Here is a 14,399-nt window from a genome sequence, read left to right on the forward strand (position 1 = left end):
GAGCGCGTGCCCCGCAGCCCTTCTTGTCGTGCTCACGCAGGCATGGTGGGTGATGCCGGATCTTCGGGGCAACAGAGTTTTCGCCGCCGGAGAACGCCCGGGAAAGTCCTTGGAAACTCGGGGCCGGCCCGTATGACCGACCGGGAACGCCCCGGTTCGCCCCCTTGTGCCGAGCGACAGGAGCGTCTTGGGTGGGACGAGTGATCCCGGCCCGGGCCGCCGAAGAGCCCGGACCGGTGGCATGGTGGAATCTCAGGAGGATCCCGACATGTCCGATTCGGTAAGTGGCTGTACCCGGCCACGCACGTCATTGTCCGAAGCCGAGGTCGAGGCTCTGGTCCGCGGCATCTGCTTCAAGACCGGCCCTCCACGCCGCCTCGGTGTCGAGGTGGAATGGCTCGTCCACGAGTTGCGCGCACCGCAGCTCCCCGTCACACCCGAACGACTCGAAGCGGCCTACGCCGCACTGCGCACCGTGCCCTTGAGGTCGGCGCTCACCGTGGAACCCGGCGGCCAGCTGGAGCTGAGCTCGCCCCCCGCCGCCTCGCTGATGGAGTGCGTCAGCACCGTCTCCGCCGACCTCGACGCCGTCCGCGCGGTTCTGCGCGACGACGGCCTCGCCCTCGTCGGCCTCGGCCACGATCCCTGGCACGAACCCCGCAGGTTCCTGCGCGAACCGCGTTACGACGCCATGGAGGCGTGCCTGGACCGCACGGGCCCCGCCGGCCGCTCCATGATGTGCTCCTCCGCCTCCGTGCAGGTGTGCCTGGACGCCGGTCACGAGGAGCCCGGGCCGCTCGGCCTGGTGCGGCGCTGGTGGCTGGCCCACCATCTCGGCGCGGTCCTGGTGGCCGCGTTCGCCAACTCGCCCCTCGCCGGGCACCGTCCGACCGGCTGGCTGTCCACCCGGCAGCTGATGTGGACCCGGATCGGCGCCGGACGGGCGGGCGGTCCCCGGCTGGACACCGACCCGCGCGGCGCCTGGGCCCGGCACGTGCTGGACTCCCCCGTGATGTGCGTACGGCGGGACGGCGGGCCCTGGGACGTCCCCGAGGGGCTCACCTTCCGGGACTGGATCCGCACGGGCGCGCCCCGGCCGCCCACCCGGGAGGATCTCGACTACCACGTCACGACGCTGTTCCCGCCGGTCAGGCCGCGCGGCCATCTCGAACTGCGCATGATCGACGCGCAGCCCGGGGACGACGGCTGGATCGTGCCGCTCGCCGTGACGGCGGCGCTGTTCGACGACCAGGAGGCCACCGAGACCGCCTACCGGGCCGTGAAGCCGCTGGCCGAACGGACGCTGGGGCTGCCCGCGCCGCACAACCCGCTGTGGCTCGACGCGGCCCGCGGCGGACTGGCCGACGCGGAACTGCGCGAGGTGGCCGTCACGTGCTTCACGACCGCCCTGGACGCCCTGCCCCGGCTCGGCGCCACCCCCGAGGTCATCGAGGCCGTCACGGCCCATCTGGACCGCTACGTCGTCCTGGGCCGCTGCCCGGCCGACGACCAGCTCGACCGACAGCGCGGCACGGACGGTCGCGCCCACGGGAAGGACTTCCGCCCATGACCGACACCGACCCCGCCGTCGACGCCGGGGCCGTCGACCCCGAGGTGCTCCGTGAGCGGGCGGTCGCCTCACTCGTCGTCGCCCGCGACCGCACCACGCTGCTGACGAGCTGCGTGGAGGATCCCGACCTGACCGCACAGCACTCGCCGCTGATGTCGCCGCTGGTGTGGGACCTCGCGCACATCGGCAACCAGGAGGAGCAGTGGCTGCTGCGGGCAGTCGCCGGGCACGAGGCGATACGTCCGGAGATAGACGGCCTCTACGACGCCTTCGAGCACCCGCGCGCCGAGCGGCCGAAGCTGCCCCTGCTGTCGCCGGCCGAGGCCCGGACGTACGCGGCCGATGTGCGCGCCCGGGCCCTGGACGTGCTGGAGCGGCACGCGTTGCACGGGACGCGGCTGACGGAGGCCGGGTTCGCCTTCGGGATGATCGCACAGCACGAACAGCAGCACGACGAGACCATGCTGATCACCCATCAGCTGCGCAAGGGGCCCCAGGCACTGACCGCCCCGGACCCGGAACCGGTGCCGCTGTTCACCGGCCCGGCCGAAGTCCTCGTCCCCGGCGGGCCGTTCACCATGGGCACCTCCGGCGAGCCGTGGGCCCTGGACAACGAACGTCCCGCGCACCGGCGGGAGGTGGCGCCCTTCTTCATCGACACCACCCCGGTGACGAACGGCGCCTACCGCGCGTTCATCGAGGACGGCGGCTACGACGACCCGCGCTGGTGGGCGCCCGAGGGCTGGGCGCACATCCGCAGGCACGGCATCGACGCCCCGCTGTTCTGGCGGCGCGACGGACAGCAGTTCCTCAGGCGCCGGTTCGGCGTGACCGAGGTCGTCCCGCCGGACGAGCCGGTGCTGCACGTGTGCTGGTACGAGGCCGACGCCTACGCCCGCTGGGCCGGACGCCGGCTGCCCACCGAGGCGGAGTGGGAGAAGGCGGCCCGGCACGACCCGGCCGGTGACCGCTCGATGCGCTACCCGTGGGGCGACGCCGACCCGGGGCCCGAGCACGCCAACCTCGGCCAGCGGCACCTGCGTCCGGCACCGGCTGGGAGTTACCCGGCGGGCGAGTCACCGCTCGGCGTACGGCAGTTGATCGGTGACGTGTGGGAGTGGACGGCGAGCGACTTCCTGCCGTACCCGGGGTTCAAGGCGTTCCCGTACAAGGAGTACTCGGAGGTCTTCTTCGGGCCCGACCACAAGGTGCTGCGCGGCGGTTCGTTCGCGGTGGACGCGGTGGCCTGCCGGGGCACCTTCCGCAACTGGGACTACCCGATCCGGCGGCAGATCTTCGCCGGCTTCCGCACGGCCCGTTCGGAGGACGTCTGATGTGCCGGCACGTGGCGTACGTGGGGCCCGGGGAACCGCTGGGCCGGCTCCTCGTGGAGCCCCCGCACGGGCTGTACCGGCAGTCGTGGGCGCCCCGGCACCAGAAGTACGGGACGGTCAACGCCGACGGTTTCGGCGTCGGCTGGTACGCGGAGGGCGACCCGGTGCCGGCCCGCTACCGCCGGGCCGGCCCCATCTGGGCGGACCTGTCGCTCGCCGACCTCGCCCGGGTCGTACGGTCCACCGCGCTGCTCGCCGCGGTGCGGGACGCGACCCTGTCGGGCGCGGACGCGGAGGCCGCCGCGGCCCCGTTCGCCGCGGGGACCTGGCTGTTCAGCCACAACGGGGCGGTCAGGGGCTGGCCCGGCTCGCTCGCCGCGCTGTCCCGGACGCTGCCGCACGAGGACCTGCTGTCCCTGGAGGCCCGCAACGACTCGGCGCTCGTCTGGGCGCTGGTGCTGGCGCGGCTGCGCAGCGGCGACGAGGAGGGCCAGGCGATGGCCGACACGGTCCTGGAGGTCGCCGCCGCGGCCCCCGGTTCCCGGCTGAACCTCCTCCTCACCAACGGCGACACCATCACCGCGACCGCCTGGGGCGACGCCCTGTGGTACCTCACCCGGCCCGGCGGCGGCACCGTCGTGGCCTCCGAGCCCTACGACGACGATCCGCACTGGCAGGAGGTCCCCGACCGGACCCTGCTCACGGCGAGCCGCACCGAGGTGCTGCTCACGCCGCTGAAGGAGCCGGCCGACGCCTCCGTGCCCTCCCCATCGCCGAAGGAGCCCCGTACGTGAGCCCGTTCCACCTCACCCGCACCCTGCCCGAGGACGCCACGGACGCCGCGCTGCGCGCCGACGTCCACCGGGGTCTGACCGGCCGCCCCAAGACCCTGCCGCCGAAGTGGTTCTACGACGCGCACGGCAGCGACCTGTTCGAGAAGATCACGGAACTGCCCGAGTACTACCCGACGCGCGCGGAGCGGGAGATCCTCCTCGCGCGCGCGGGCGACATCGCCGCGGCGACCCGGGCCCGGACCCTGGTCGAGCTCGGCTCCGGCTCCTCGGAGAAGACCCGGCACCTGATGGACGCCCTCACCGATCTGCACACCTACGTCCCGGTCGACGTCAGCGGGAGTGCCCTCGCCCAGGCCGGTGAGGCGCTCGCCGCCGAGCGGCCCGGGCTGGACGTGCACGCGCTGATCGCCGACTTCACCGCGGAACTGACCCTGCCGGACACGCCGGGGCCCCGGCTGGTGGCGTTCCTCGGCGGCACGATCGGCAACCTGCTGCCCGACGAACGCGCCGCGTTCCTGGCCTCCGTGCGGGCCCTGCTCACCCCGGGCGACGCCCTGCTGCTGGGGACGGACCTGGTCAAGGACGAGGAGGTGCTGGTCCGGGCGTACGACGACGGGGCCGGGGTGACGGCCGCGTTCAACAAGAACGTCCTGACCGTGATCAACCGCGAGCTGGGCGCCGACTTCGACCCTGACGCGTTCGACCATGTGGCGCTGTGGGACGCCGGGCACGAGTGGATCGAGATGCGGCTGCGCTCCCGTACGGCGCAGACGGTGAAGGTGCCGGCGCTCGACCTCGCCGTCGACTTCACTGCGGGTGAGGAGATGCGGACCGAGGTGTCGGCGAAGTTCCGGCAGGAGGGCGTGCGCGCGGAACTGTCCGCGGCGGGGCTGGAGCTGGCCCACTGGTGGACGGACAGTGCGGGCCGGTTCGCGCTGTCGCTGAGCGTGGCGCGCTGACACCGGGGAACCCGGGGGCGGCGGCGATGGCGGGAGACGACGTCTCGCGCTTCGCCGCCGCTTGGGGCACGGTGGAATGACGCGTGGCACTCCCGTCACAGGAACGTCATGGGAAGAGGAGCAGCGGTATGTCGAACCACACCTACCGGGTCACGGAGATCGTCGGCACCTCACCGGACGGCGTCGACCAGGCCATCCGCAACGGCATCGGCCGGGCTTCGCAGACGCTGCGCAACCTGGACTGGTTCGAGGTGACGCAGGTGCGCGGCCAGCTGGAGGACGGGCAGATCGCGCACTGGCAGGTGGGCCTCAAGGTGGGCTTCCGCCTCGACGAGTCGGAGTAGTGCTCAGGTCCGCCCTTCGCGCTCCTGCGCCGCCTTCATCTCGGCGGACCGGGTCACCCAGTCGGCCCGTACGACGGTGAATCCCGCGCGCCGGGCGTCGGCGCAGACCAGTTCGTCGTCGTCCACGAGGACGCGGATCTCGCGCGTGCGGGCGAGCCGCCGCAGGATCTCCAGCTTGGTGAACCGGGCGGGCCGGCGATCGCCGTCCCGCCGCATGTGCACGCGCCCTTCGGGCAAGCCCTGGGCGGCGAGCCAGTCCAGCGTGTCGCGACGGCAGCGCTCGGGCCGCCCGGTGAGGTAGACGATCTCGCACTCCCGCGCGCTCTCCCGGACCAGCGCGATGCCCTCCGGGACCGGCGGGTCCTGGGGCGCGGCAGAGAAGAACCCGTCCCAGTCCTTCGGCCTGCGTTCCAGGAACTTCTGCCGGTGCGTGGTGTCGGCGAGGGTGTTGTCCAGGTCGAACACGGCCAGCGGGGCCTTGCTGCGGTCGTCACTCACACCGCCCACCCTAAGCGCGATTGAGACAGCCCGCGTGAACAAGCCATGTACGCCGGTCGATTCACCCGCACAGTTGATGGCTCAAGGACAGCACTGACATACTCCGCTCTCAGCCTCGCCACCACCCGCGGCCGAGGCTGGTCGGGGATCTCCACACAGAACCCCGAGGCCGTCCGCGTGAATCCGAACCGTGGGTTTTCCGGATTCACGAACCCCCCACGAAGCCCGCACCCCACCGCGCGTCCGGCGTCCCTTCCCCCTGCCCGAAAACCGGACGCGTCCACTGACCCGACGGGGTCGAGTGCGGGGCACGATGCAGCGAAGAAGGTGCGCCTGTGCCCGAATATTCACCGAGGCGGGAAGACACTCCCACATTTCCGCTTCCGCACATCGGACAAACTCCGCCGTCTCGTATATCCGACCATCCCGAATTCCACTCTCTGCGTCGCGCTCAGCGCCGTTTCGGCATCCGCGCGACGGTCCTGTCCGTCGGTGGATTCCTGCTGTATGTACTGCTGTCGAGTTTCGTTCCCGCGGTGATGAACCAGCCGCTGTTCGGCCGCCTCACCGTCGGACTCACCCTCGGACTCGGACAGTTCGTCATCATGGGCCTGACCGCGTGGTGCCATGTCCGGCACATGCGCACCCGGGTCGATCCGCTCGCCCGCGGCCTGAGGTCCCGGCTGCACGAGACGGAGAGCCGCCGCGCCCGTACGACGGCACCCCCGCAGGGGGCCGGGCAGCCGCTCCGGCACGGAACGAGGGGGTTCCGCACGTGGTGACCGCCGCCGCCATCGACGACAGCAGCCTGCAGCTGACGTTCGTCCTGTTCCTGACCGTGGTCGTGATCACCCTGTTCATGGCGCTGCTGACGGCTCCTCAGCGGGACGAGATCGGCGAGTTCTACCTCGGCAACCGGGCCATGTCGCCGCTGCGCAACGGCCTGGCCATGTGCGGCGACTACCTGTCCGCCGCCACCCTGCTGGGCAGCACCGGGCTGGTCGCCCTGACCGGGTACGACGGGCTGATGTACCTCGGCGGCACCACGGTCGCCTGGATGATGGTGCTGCTGCTGATCGCCGAACCCCTGCACCGCACGGGCAGGTTCACGCTCGGCGACACGGTGGCGCTGCGCCTGCCGCGGCAGCAGCGGCCGGTGCGGGTCGCGCTGGCGGTCTGCATCCTGGCCATCGCGACGCTCTACCTGGTGGCCCAACTCGTGGGCAGTGTGGCCCTGCTGACCCAGTTCACCGGCGTGCCGAGCGGGACCACCCGCACGCTGTGCGTGGTCGTGATCGGCGTCTTCGTGATCCTGTACGCCTCCCTCGGCGGCATGCCGGGCGCGACGGTCATCCAGATCATCAAGGCCGTGATGCTGGTGGTGGGCGTGCTGTTCACGGCGGGCTGGGTGCTGCACCACTTCGACTGGAACCCCAACGCGCTGCTGGAGAGGGCGTCCGAACGCAGCGGTTCGGGCCTGAGCTTCCTCGAACCGGGGCTGCGCTACGGCGGCACCGTCAGCAACAAGCTGGACTTCCTCAGCCTCGAACTGGCCATCGTGCTCGGCCTCGCCGCCCTGCCGCACGTGCTGATGCGGCTGCTCACCCCGCGCAACAGCGGCGTGCTGCGCTCCTCCGTGCTGTGGGCCGTCGGCCTGGTCGGCGCCGTCTGCTTCGGGGCCGGCATCATGGGGCTCGGCGCCACCGCGCTGCTCGGCCGGGACACCATCGAGAGCACGGACCGCACCGGCAACGCCTCCGTGCTGCTGCTCGCCCACGAGCTGGGCGGCAGTGTCCTGACCGCGCTGCTGACCTGCCTGGCGTACCTGACGCTGCTGGCCGTGGCGGTCGGCCTCACCCTGGCCGCGGCCTCCTCTCTGGCGCACGACCTGTACAGCGAGGTGATCCGCAAGGGCCGGGCGACCGAGACGGAGGAGCTGACCGTCGCCCGGCTGTCCGGGGCGGTCATCGGGGTGCTCGGCATCCTGCTGGCCCTGATCGCCTGGGGCGCGAACACCGCGACGCTCGCCTTCCTGGCCTTCGCCATCGCGGCGTCCGCGATCCTCCCGACGATCATCTACACCCTCTTCTGGCGGCGCTTCAGCGCGAAGGGCGCCCTGCTCAGCCTCTACGGCGGCCTGCTGTGCTCCGTCCTGCTGGCCACCTTCTCCCCGGTCGTCTCCTCGGCCCCGGGCTCGTTCTACCCCGGGGCCGACTTCGCCTGGTTCCCGCTCCAGAACCCCGGCATCGTCTCCATCCCGGCGGGCTTCCTCCTGGGCTGGCTCGGCACGGTGCTGGACAAGGGACCGGCCGAAGAGGCCTCCGCCCACGAGGAGTTCGAGGTGCGGATGCTCGTGGGCGCGGACGACTGACACGCTCCTCGGGGGCGATTGCGGCAGGGCACCGGGGACGCGCATTGTTAATGGGATCCATTTTCATGTAGCGTCCTCGGTGCCCGCCCCACCGAGGAGGAGTCCATGGCTGTCCCGAAGCGGAAGATGTCCCGCAGCAACACCCGTCACCGCCGCGCCCAGTGGAAGGCGGCCACGCCGACCCTGGTCCCCGTCACCGTCGACGGCGTGCGTCACCTCGTCCCGCAGAACCTGGTCAAGGCCTACGAGCGCGGGCTGCTACGCCCCGACGGCTGAGTGCGCCGCCTCGGCGAGGAAGTGCGCGCGGACCCGGCGCAGCCAGGCTTCCACCGGCGCCTCGTCGGGCTCGTCCGGCAGCGCCGTGGGCCCCGCGTCGAAGGCCTCCTCGTAATGCCTGAGCAGGGGCAGGGCCTCCGACGGGTCGGCGGCGACGCGCTCGCCGAAGGCGTGGTACTCCTCCGGGTTCTCGACGCGGATCGTCAGCCGTCCCGTGGTGTACAGCTCCAGGCCCTGCCCGCACAGCCGCTTCAGATGGCGCGCGTGTTTCGCGGTGCGCTTGCGGGTGTCGGCGGAGAACGAACCATCGCCGCGCGTCTCCAGCCGCCGGAACTGCTGGGTGGCGTAGCCGAGATAGGCGTCCCTGACCCGCTTGGCGCTCAGGAACGCCGTACGGATGCCGATGAGCTCGTCGCCGAGCGGGGTGCGCACCTCGTACAGGTCGTCGGGGAGCCACACCAGCTCCATCGCGGTCGGGTTGCCGCCGAGGGCCAGCCGGCACCACTTGGCGGCTTCGTGCAGGGTGCGGTCCGGCGCCGTGCTGACGTGCGACTCCTTCGGCCGGCGCAGACCGTGCAGTTCCTCGGTGGGCGCGGCGAACAGGCCGAGGCGGTCGATGTCCGAGCCCGGGCGGGCGAGACCGTAGGCGGTCGATCCGACGATGCCGGAGAGCAGGATGTTGGGGACGGTCACGGTCGGCCGCCTTTCGCTTCTGGGTACCGGGACATTGTCCTGACGTGCGGGGACGCGGTCACGCGGTTTTCCGCCGGCGGTCCCGCCGCGGCGGCGGCGGAATACCGGCGGCCCCGTCCGGCGTAGAACCCGGTATGGATCCCGTGCGCCTGTCCGTCCTCGACCGCTCCCGCACCCGCGAGGGGCACACCCACCCCGAGGCGCTGCGCGACACCGTGCGGCTGGCGCGGGAGCTGGAGCGGCTCGGCTACCACCGGGTCTGGGTCTCCGAGCACCACGGCGTGCCCGGGGTGGCCGGTTCCGCGCCGACCGTGCTGGCCGCCGCCGTGGCGGGCGCCACCCGGACGATCCGGGTCGGTACCGGCGGGGTGATGCTGCCCAACCACCGGCCGCTGGTCGTGGCCGAGCAGTTCGGGGTGCTGGAGTCACTGTTCCCCGGGCGGATCGACATGGGTCTCGGCCGGTCCGTCGGCTTCACGGACGGGGTGCGCCGGGCCTTGGGCCGCGACAAGGGCGACGCCGAGGACTTCGAGGCCCAGCTCGCGGAGCTGCTCGGCTGGTTCCGGGGCACCTCCCCCACCGGGGTGCACGCCCGCCCCGCCGAGGGCCTGACCGTGCCGCCGTTCGTCCTGGCCATGGGCGAGGGCGCCGGCATCGCCGCCCGCGCGGGGCTGCCCATGGTCATCGGCGACCTCAGGAACCGGGAGAAGATGCGGCGCGGCATCGACCACTACCGCGACCATTTCCGCCCCTCCGTCTGGGCACCGGAGCCCTACGTCGTCATCTCGGGCACGATCGCCGTGGCCGGCACCCCCGAAGAGGCCCGGCGGCTGCTGATCCCCGAGGCCTGGTCGATGGCCCACTCCCGCACCCACGGCACCTTCCCGCCGCTGCCGCCCGCCGGGCGCGTGGAAGCCCTCACGATGACCGGCAAGGAGCGGGATTTCTACGAGTCGGGCCTGACCGGTCACATCGCCGGGACCGAGGAGCAGGTGGCGCACGAACTGGAGACGGTGGTGAAGGAGACGGGCGCCCAGGAGGTGCTGGTCACGACCAGCACGTACGACCGTGAGGCCCTGCTGGACTCCTACCGGCGGCTGGCCTCGATCACCTCCGGTTAGATCCGGTTAGAGTCGTCTCCCATGCACGACCGCGACCCCCATGACCCGTTCGTCCGTGTCCGCGGAGCCCGTGAGCACAACCTCCGGGGCGTCGACGTCGACATCCCCCGGGACGTGCTGGCCGTGTTCACCGGCGTGTCCGGCTCGGGCAAGTCGTCGCTGGCGTTCGGCACGATCTACGCGGAGGCGCAGCGGCGCTACTTCGAGTCGGTCGCGCCGTACGCGCGCCGGCTGATCCACCAGGTCGGCGCGCCGAAGGTCGGGGAGATCACCGGTCTGCCGCCCGCCGTGTCGCTCCAGCAGCGCCGCGCCGCCCCCACCTCGCGCTCCTCCGTCGGCACGGTCACCAACCTCTCCAACTCCCTGCGGATGCTGTTCTCCCGGGCCGGTACCTACCCGCCCGGCGCCGAGCGGCTCGACTCCGACGCCTTCTCGCCCAACACGGCGGCGGGGGCCTGCCCGGAGTGCCACGGGCTCGGGCGGGTGCACCGTACGAGCGAGGAGCTGCTGGTCCCCGACCCCTCGCTGTCGATCCGCGACGGGGCGATCGCCGCGTGGCCGGGCGCCTGGCAGGGCAAGAACCTCCGGGACATTCTCGACGCGCTCGGCCACGACGTGGACCGGCCCTGGCGGGAACTGCCCGCCGGCGAGCGGGAGTGGATCCTGTTCACGGACGAGCAGCCGGTGGTCACGGTGCACCCCGTGCGGGACGCCGACCGGATCCAGCGGCCGTACCAGGGCACCTACATGAGCGCCCACCGGTACGTGATGAAGACGTTCTCGGACTCCAAGAGCCCGGCCCTGCGGGCCAAGGCCGAGCGGTTCCTCACCGGTGCGCCCTGCCCGGCGTGCGGCGGCAGCCGGCTGCGCCCCGAGGCCCTGGCGGTCACGTTCGGCGGCCGGACCATCGCCGAGCTGGCGGCACTGCCGCTGATGGAGCTGGCCGCACGGCTCGACGGCACGTCGGAGGCCGCCCGGGTCCTCACCGACGACCTGCGGTCCCGGATCGCGCCGGTCGTCGAGCTGGGCCTCGGCTACCTCAGTCTCGACCGGTCCACGCCCACCCTCTCCCCCGGCGAGCTGCAGCGCCTGCGCCTCGCCACGCAGCTGCGCTCCGGGCTGTTCGGGGTCGTCTACGTCCTCGACGAGCCGTCGGCCGGACTGCACCCGGCGGACACCGAGGCGCTGCTCACGGTGCTGGAGCGGCTGAAGACGTCCGGGAACTCGGTGTTCGTGGTGGAGCACCACCTCGACGTCATGCGCGGGGCCGACTGGCTGGTGGACGTGGGTCCGGCAGCGGGCGAGCACGGCGGGCGGGTGCTGCACAGCGGCCCGGTGGCCGAGCTGGCGGGTGTCGAGGAGTCGGCGACGGCCCGCTACCTGTTCGGCCACTCCCCCGCCCCGGTGAGGGACGTGCGCGAGGCGACCGGGTGGCTGAAGACCGGCCCGGTCACGCGGCACAACCTGCGCGGCGTGACAGCGGAGTTCCCTCTCGGCGTGTTCACCGCGGTGACCGGCGTGTCCGGCTCCGGCAAGTCCACGCTCATCGGCGAGATCACGCAGGACTCGCCCGGCGTGGGCCGGCTGGTCTCGGTCGACCAGAAGCCGATCGGGCGCACCCCGCGCTCGAACCTCGCCACCTACACGGGCCTCTTCGACGTCGTACGCAAGGTGTTCGCGGCCACCGACGGGGCCCGCGCACGCGGCTTCGGCGTCGGGCGGTTCTCCTTCAACGTGGCGGGCGGGCGCTGCGAGACCTGCCAGGGCGAGGGGTTCGTCAGCGTGGAGCTGCTGTTCCTGCCCAGCACGTACGCGGCGTGCCCGGACTGCGGCGGGGCCCGCTACAACCCCGGGACGCTGGAAGTGGCGTACCGGGGGCGGAACATCGCGCAGGTGCTGGATCTGACGGTGGAGAGCGCGGCGGAGTTCTTCGCGGACACCCCGGCCGTGGCCCGCAGTCTGGCCTCCCTGCTCGACGTCGGCCTGGGCTACCTGCGCCTGGGCCAGCCCGCGACCGAGCTCTCCGGCGGCGAGGCCCAGCGCATCAAGCTGGCGAGCGAACTGCAGCGCGGCCGGCGCGGCCCCACGCTCTACCTCCTCGACGAACCCACGACCGGCCTCCACCCGGCCGACGTGGACGTCCTGATGCGCCAGTTGCACGGCCTCGTCGACGCCGGGCACACCGTGGTCGTCGTCGAGCACGACATGTCCGTCGTCGCGCGCGCGGACTGGGTGATCGACCTCGGCCCCGGCGGAGGTGACGCGGGCGGCCGCATCGTGGCGGCGGGACCGCCCGGGGAGGTGGCCCGGTCGCCGGAGAGCCGGACGGCCCCTTACCTGGCGCGCACGCTCTCCGGGAGCCGCCGAGACACGTCCGGTGCGGGCGGGCGCGGGGTGTCGTAGACAGGGCGCCGGTACGCGCTCGCAGCCGCCGCGGCGGGCGTCCGGCCCCGGCGGACACAGCGGCCGGCAAGCGCACGCGACCGCCGCTGCAAGCGCCCGAACCCAGCGGACACGGCGCGCACACCCGCACGCCGCCGCTGTCGGCGTCCCGCCCCCGGCGACCGATGCCGCCGACCGCGCGGGCACTCCGTTCGGCGACCGGGCCCGCGCCTCGGGTCCTGTGGCCGCGTCGTCCGCGACATGCCGAGCCGCCGGACCCGGCCCACAGATGAAGGGCCGGACCCGGCCCACAGCCGAGGGCGGGACGTGCCGCGTCCAATGCCGGGGCACCGCCCGGTCGGGACGCGTCTACGCCACCAGCACCGTGTGCGTCCAGGCCGGCGCCGTCGTCTCCGGTGGCTGTGCCGCGCGGGCGAGGGCGCGGCGGTCGGGGCTGCCGCCCGGCGGGAGGGGCCCCCGTACCTCGACCTCCGCGGTCAGACCGCGGGCCGTCGCCACCCGCCACAGGGAGGCGAGCAGCGTGTCCTCGCCGACGTACGCGGGGGCCGTGGTGGCCGCTCCGCCGCTGAGCCGGTAGCCGATCCGCACCGGCTGGACCGGCACCCCGGCGTCCAGGGCTGCCTGGAAGACGGCCCTCCGGAAGGTGCCCTGCGCGCGGCCGCACCAGGTGCTGCCCTCGGGGAAGGCCGCGACCGCGGCGCCCTCGCGCAGGGCCCCGGCGATCCGGGCGACCGTGTCGGGCAGGGCCCGCAGCCGGTCCCGGTCGATGAACAGGGTCCCGCCGCGGGCGGCCAGCGCACCGGCGACGGGCCAGCGCCGCACCTCGGTCTTGGCCAGCATCCGGGCGGGCCGTACGGCGGCGAGCAGCGGGATGTCCAGCCAGGAGATGTGGTTGGCCACCAGCAGCAGTCCGCCGGTGGGGGCGGCGGCGCCGGTGATGCGGACCCGGACGCCGGCGGCCCGCACGATCCACCGGCACCACCGCCGGACCAGTGACGCCGGTATCCGCCCGCCGAAGGGCGTCAGCGCGATCCCCGCGATGAGGAGCAGGAGGACCGCGGTGAGCCGCAGCACGGCCCGCGGCACGGTCCGTGCCCGCACGGCGGCCGGCGCCTCGACGCAGGTCTGCGGCGTGCACGGCGCGGTGGGCAGCCAGGCGCTCATCAGGCCGGTACGAGGGAGAGGAAGTGGCGCAGGTAGCGGGCGTTGACGCGGCTCATCGGCAGCAGCACGTACAGGTCGGCGACGCCGAAGTCCGGGTCGTGGGCCGGTTCGCCGCACACCCAGGCGCCCAGCCGGAGGTAGCCGCGCAGCAGGGCGGGCAGTTTCACGCGGGCGGCGGGCGCGGGACCCGGCGTCCACGGCAGCAGCGGCCGCACCCGGAACTCCTCCGGGGAGAGGTGCTTGTCGCGCACCCGGTCCCAGGTGGCGGACGCGAGGGTGCCGCCGTCGGCGAGCGGGACGGAGCAGCAGCCGGCGAGCCATTCGTGGCCGCGGTCGACCATGTAGCGGGCGATGCCGGCCCAGATGAGGCTGATGACCGCCCCGTCGCGGTGGTCGGGGTGCACGCAGGAGCGGCCGACCTCGACGAGCTGCGGCCGGATCCCGTCGAGGGGGGTGAGGTCGAACTCGCCCTCGGAGTACAGCCGCCCGGCGACCGCGGCGCGTTCGGGCGGCAGCAGCCGGTAGGTGCCGACGACCTGGCCGGTCGTCTCCTCCCGGACGAGCAGGTGGTCGCAGTACGCGTCGAACGCGTCGGCGTCGAGGCCCGGCTGCGGGCCGGCCAGCAGGGCGCCCATCTCCCCGGCGAAGACGTCGTGCCGCAGCCGCTGGGCGGCCCGCACGTCCTCCTCGTTCCGGGCGAGGGCGACGGTGTAGCGGGTGGGGGCCGTGGGCTGCGCGGGGCGGTCGACGGTCAGTACGCCGGTCATGGCTCTCTCCTGGTCACGGGCCGGTTCGGCGAGGCGGGGCGGGGCGCTGAGCGGTGTCGTGCGGTCCTGCGCCTCTGTTCTTCCGATGCCGACTGACCTGCGCGT

General features: G+C 73.2%; 14 protein-coding genes. 10 read left to right on the top strand and 4 right to left on the bottom strand.

Going from position 1 to position 14,399, the window contains the following annotated elements:
- The first annotated feature begins 268 nt into the window (after positions 1–268).
- From egtA to HNR57_RS00565, 5 genes are all read left to right on the top strand, one after another.
- Positions 269–1,570 (top strand): ergothioneine biosynthesis glutamate--cysteine ligase EgtA, encoded by a 1,302-nt coding sequence (gene egtA / locus HNR57_RS00545; RefSeq protein ID WP_184554137.1) that lies wholly within the window; start codon positions 269–271, stop codon positions 1,568–1,570.
- Positions 1,567–2,904, top strand: a complete 1,338-nt coding sequence (gene egtB / locus HNR57_RS00550) for an ergothioneine biosynthesis protein EgtB (protein ID WP_184554140.1) — start codon at positions 1,567–1,569, stop codon at positions 2,902–2,904. Before egtA ends, egtB begins: the two co-directional genes overlap by 4 nt.
- A complete protein-coding gene (gene egtC, locus HNR57_RS00555) occupies positions 2,904–3,698 on the top strand; it encodes an ergothioneine biosynthesis protein EgtC (protein ID WP_184554143.1) in 795 nt (264 codons plus the stop codon). The genes egtB and egtC overlap by 1 nt, the downstream gene beginning before the upstream one ends.
- Positions 3,695–4,657 (top strand): L-histidine N(alpha)-methyltransferase, encoded by a 963-nt coding sequence (gene egtD, locus HNR57_RS00560; RefSeq protein ID WP_184554146.1) that lies wholly within the window; start codon positions 3,695–3,697, stop codon positions 4,655–4,657. The genes egtC and egtD overlap by 4 nt, the downstream gene beginning before the upstream one ends.
- A 128-nt stretch (positions 4,658–4,785) precedes the next feature.
- Positions 4,786–5,001, top strand: coding sequence for a dodecin (locus HNR57_RS00565; RefSeq protein WP_184554149.1), 216 nt, complete (start codon positions 4,786–4,788; stop codon positions 4,999–5,001).
- 3 nt (positions 5,002–5,004) lie between these two features.
- Here the strand turns inward: HNR57_RS00565 and HNR57_RS00570 are convergent, their stop codons facing one another.
- Entirely contained in the window at positions 5,005–5,499 is a 495-nt protein-coding gene (locus HNR57_RS00570) for a phosphatase domain-containing protein (RefSeq protein ID WP_313672931.1), read from the bottom strand.
- 335 nt (positions 5,500–5,834) lie between these two features.
- Between HNR57_RS00570 and HNR57_RS00575 the strand changes: the two genes are divergently transcribed.
- The 3 genes from HNR57_RS00575 (at position 5,835) to rpmF (ending at position 8,146) form a co-directional block, all read left to right on the top strand.
- Positions 5,835–6,281, top strand: coding sequence for a DUF485 domain-containing protein (locus tag HNR57_RS00575; RefSeq protein WP_184554157.1), 447 nt, complete (start codon positions 5,835–5,837; stop codon positions 6,279–6,281).
- A complete protein-coding gene (locus HNR57_RS00580) occupies positions 6,275–7,870 on the top strand; it encodes a solute symporter family protein (protein ID WP_184554160.1) in 1,596 nt (531 codons plus the stop codon). Before HNR57_RS00575 ends, HNR57_RS00580 begins: the two co-directional genes overlap by 7 nt.
- Before the next feature lie 105 nt (positions 7,871–7,975).
- Positions 7,976–8,146 carry a 50S ribosomal protein L32 gene (gene rpmF / locus HNR57_RS00585; RefSeq protein ID WP_053673734.1) on the top strand — a complete coding sequence of 57 codons (171 nt, stop codon included), beginning with the start codon at positions 7,976–7,978 and terminating at the stop codon, positions 8,144–8,146.
- On the opposite strand, the gene HNR57_RS00590 is transcribed toward rpmF, so the two are convergent.
- Positions 8,129–8,839 carry a nucleotidyltransferase domain-containing protein gene (locus HNR57_RS00590; RefSeq protein WP_184554162.1) on the bottom strand — a complete coding sequence of 237 codons (711 nt, stop codon included), beginning with the start codon at positions 8,837–8,839 and terminating at the stop codon, positions 8,129–8,131. The two genes, rpmF and HNR57_RS00590, sit on opposite strands and share 18 nt — an antisense overlap.
- A 134-nt stretch (positions 8,840–8,973) precedes the next feature.
- Here HNR57_RS00590 and HNR57_RS00595 point away from each other — a divergent pair, with 134 nt between their 5' ends.
- A complete protein-coding gene (locus tag HNR57_RS00595; RefSeq protein ID WP_184554165.1) occupies positions 8,974–9,960 on the top strand; it encodes an LLM class flavin-dependent oxidoreductase in 987 nt (328 codons plus the stop codon).
- Positions 9,961–9,981: 21 nt separating this feature from the next.
- Positions 9,982–12,363: an ATP-binding cassette domain-containing protein gene (locus HNR57_RS00600; RefSeq protein ID WP_184554168.1), complete on the top strand. Its 2,382-nt coding sequence runs from the start codon at positions 9,982–9,984 to the stop codon at positions 12,361–12,363.
- Between the two features lie 348 nt (positions 12,364–12,711).
- Here HNR57_RS00600 and HNR57_RS00605 read toward each other — a convergent pair whose 3' ends face one another.
- Both HNR57_RS00605 and HNR57_RS00610 read right to left on the bottom strand, forming a co-directional pair.
- Positions 12,712–13,527, bottom strand: a complete 816-nt coding sequence (locus HNR57_RS00605) for a lysophospholipid acyltransferase family protein (protein WP_184554171.1) — start codon at positions 13,525–13,527, stop codon at positions 12,712–12,714.
- Positions 13,527–14,294 (bottom strand): GNAT family N-acetyltransferase, encoded by a 768-nt coding sequence (locus HNR57_RS00610; protein WP_184554174.1) that lies wholly within the window; start codon positions 14,292–14,294, stop codon positions 13,527–13,529. Before HNR57_RS00610 ends, HNR57_RS00605 begins: the two co-directional genes overlap by 1 nt.
- Between the last annotated feature and the right edge of the window lie 105 nt (positions 14,295–14,399).

Source organism: Streptomyces paradoxus (genome assembly GCF_014202475.1).
GTDB classification, from domain to species: domain Bacteria; phylum Actinomycetota; class Actinomycetes; order Streptomycetales; family Streptomycetaceae; genus Streptomyces; species Streptomyces paradoxus.

Excerpts from the sequence above, each read along its gene's own strand:
- egtA (WP_184554137.1), top strand. The coding sequence starts at position 269 with ATGTCCGATTCGGTAAGTGGCTGTACCCGGCCACGCACGTCATTGTCC.
- egtB (WP_184554140.1), top strand. The coding sequence starts at position 1,567 with ATGACCGACACCGACCCCGCCGTCGACGCCGGGGCCGTCGACCCCGAG.
- egtC (WP_184554143.1), top strand. The coding sequence starts at position 2,904 with ATGTGCCGGCACGTGGCGTACGTGGGGCCCGGGGAACCGCTGGGCCGG.
- HNR57_RS00565 (WP_184554149.1), top strand. The coding sequence starts at position 4,786 with ATGTCGAACCACACCTACCGGGTCACGGAGATCGTCGGCACCTCACCG.
- rpmF (WP_053673734.1), top strand. The coding sequence starts at position 7,976 with ATGGCTGTCCCGAAGCGGAAGATGTCCCGCAGCAACACCCGTCACCGC.
- HNR57_RS00595 (WP_184554165.1), top strand. The coding sequence starts at position 8,974 with ATGGATCCCGTGCGCCTGTCCGTCCTCGACCGCTCCCGCACCCGCGAG.
- HNR57_RS00600 (WP_184554168.1), top strand. The coding sequence starts at position 9,982 with ATGCACGACCGCGACCCCCATGACCCGTTCGTCCGTGTCCGCGGAGCC.
- HNR57_RS00605 (WP_184554171.1), bottom strand. The coding sequence starts at position 13,527 with ATGAGCGCCTGGCTGCCCACCGCGCCGTGCACGCCGCAGACCTGCGTC.
- HNR57_RS00610 (WP_184554174.1), bottom strand. The coding sequence starts at position 14,294 with ATGACCGGCGTACTGACCGTCGACCGCCCCGCGCAGCCCACGGCCCCC.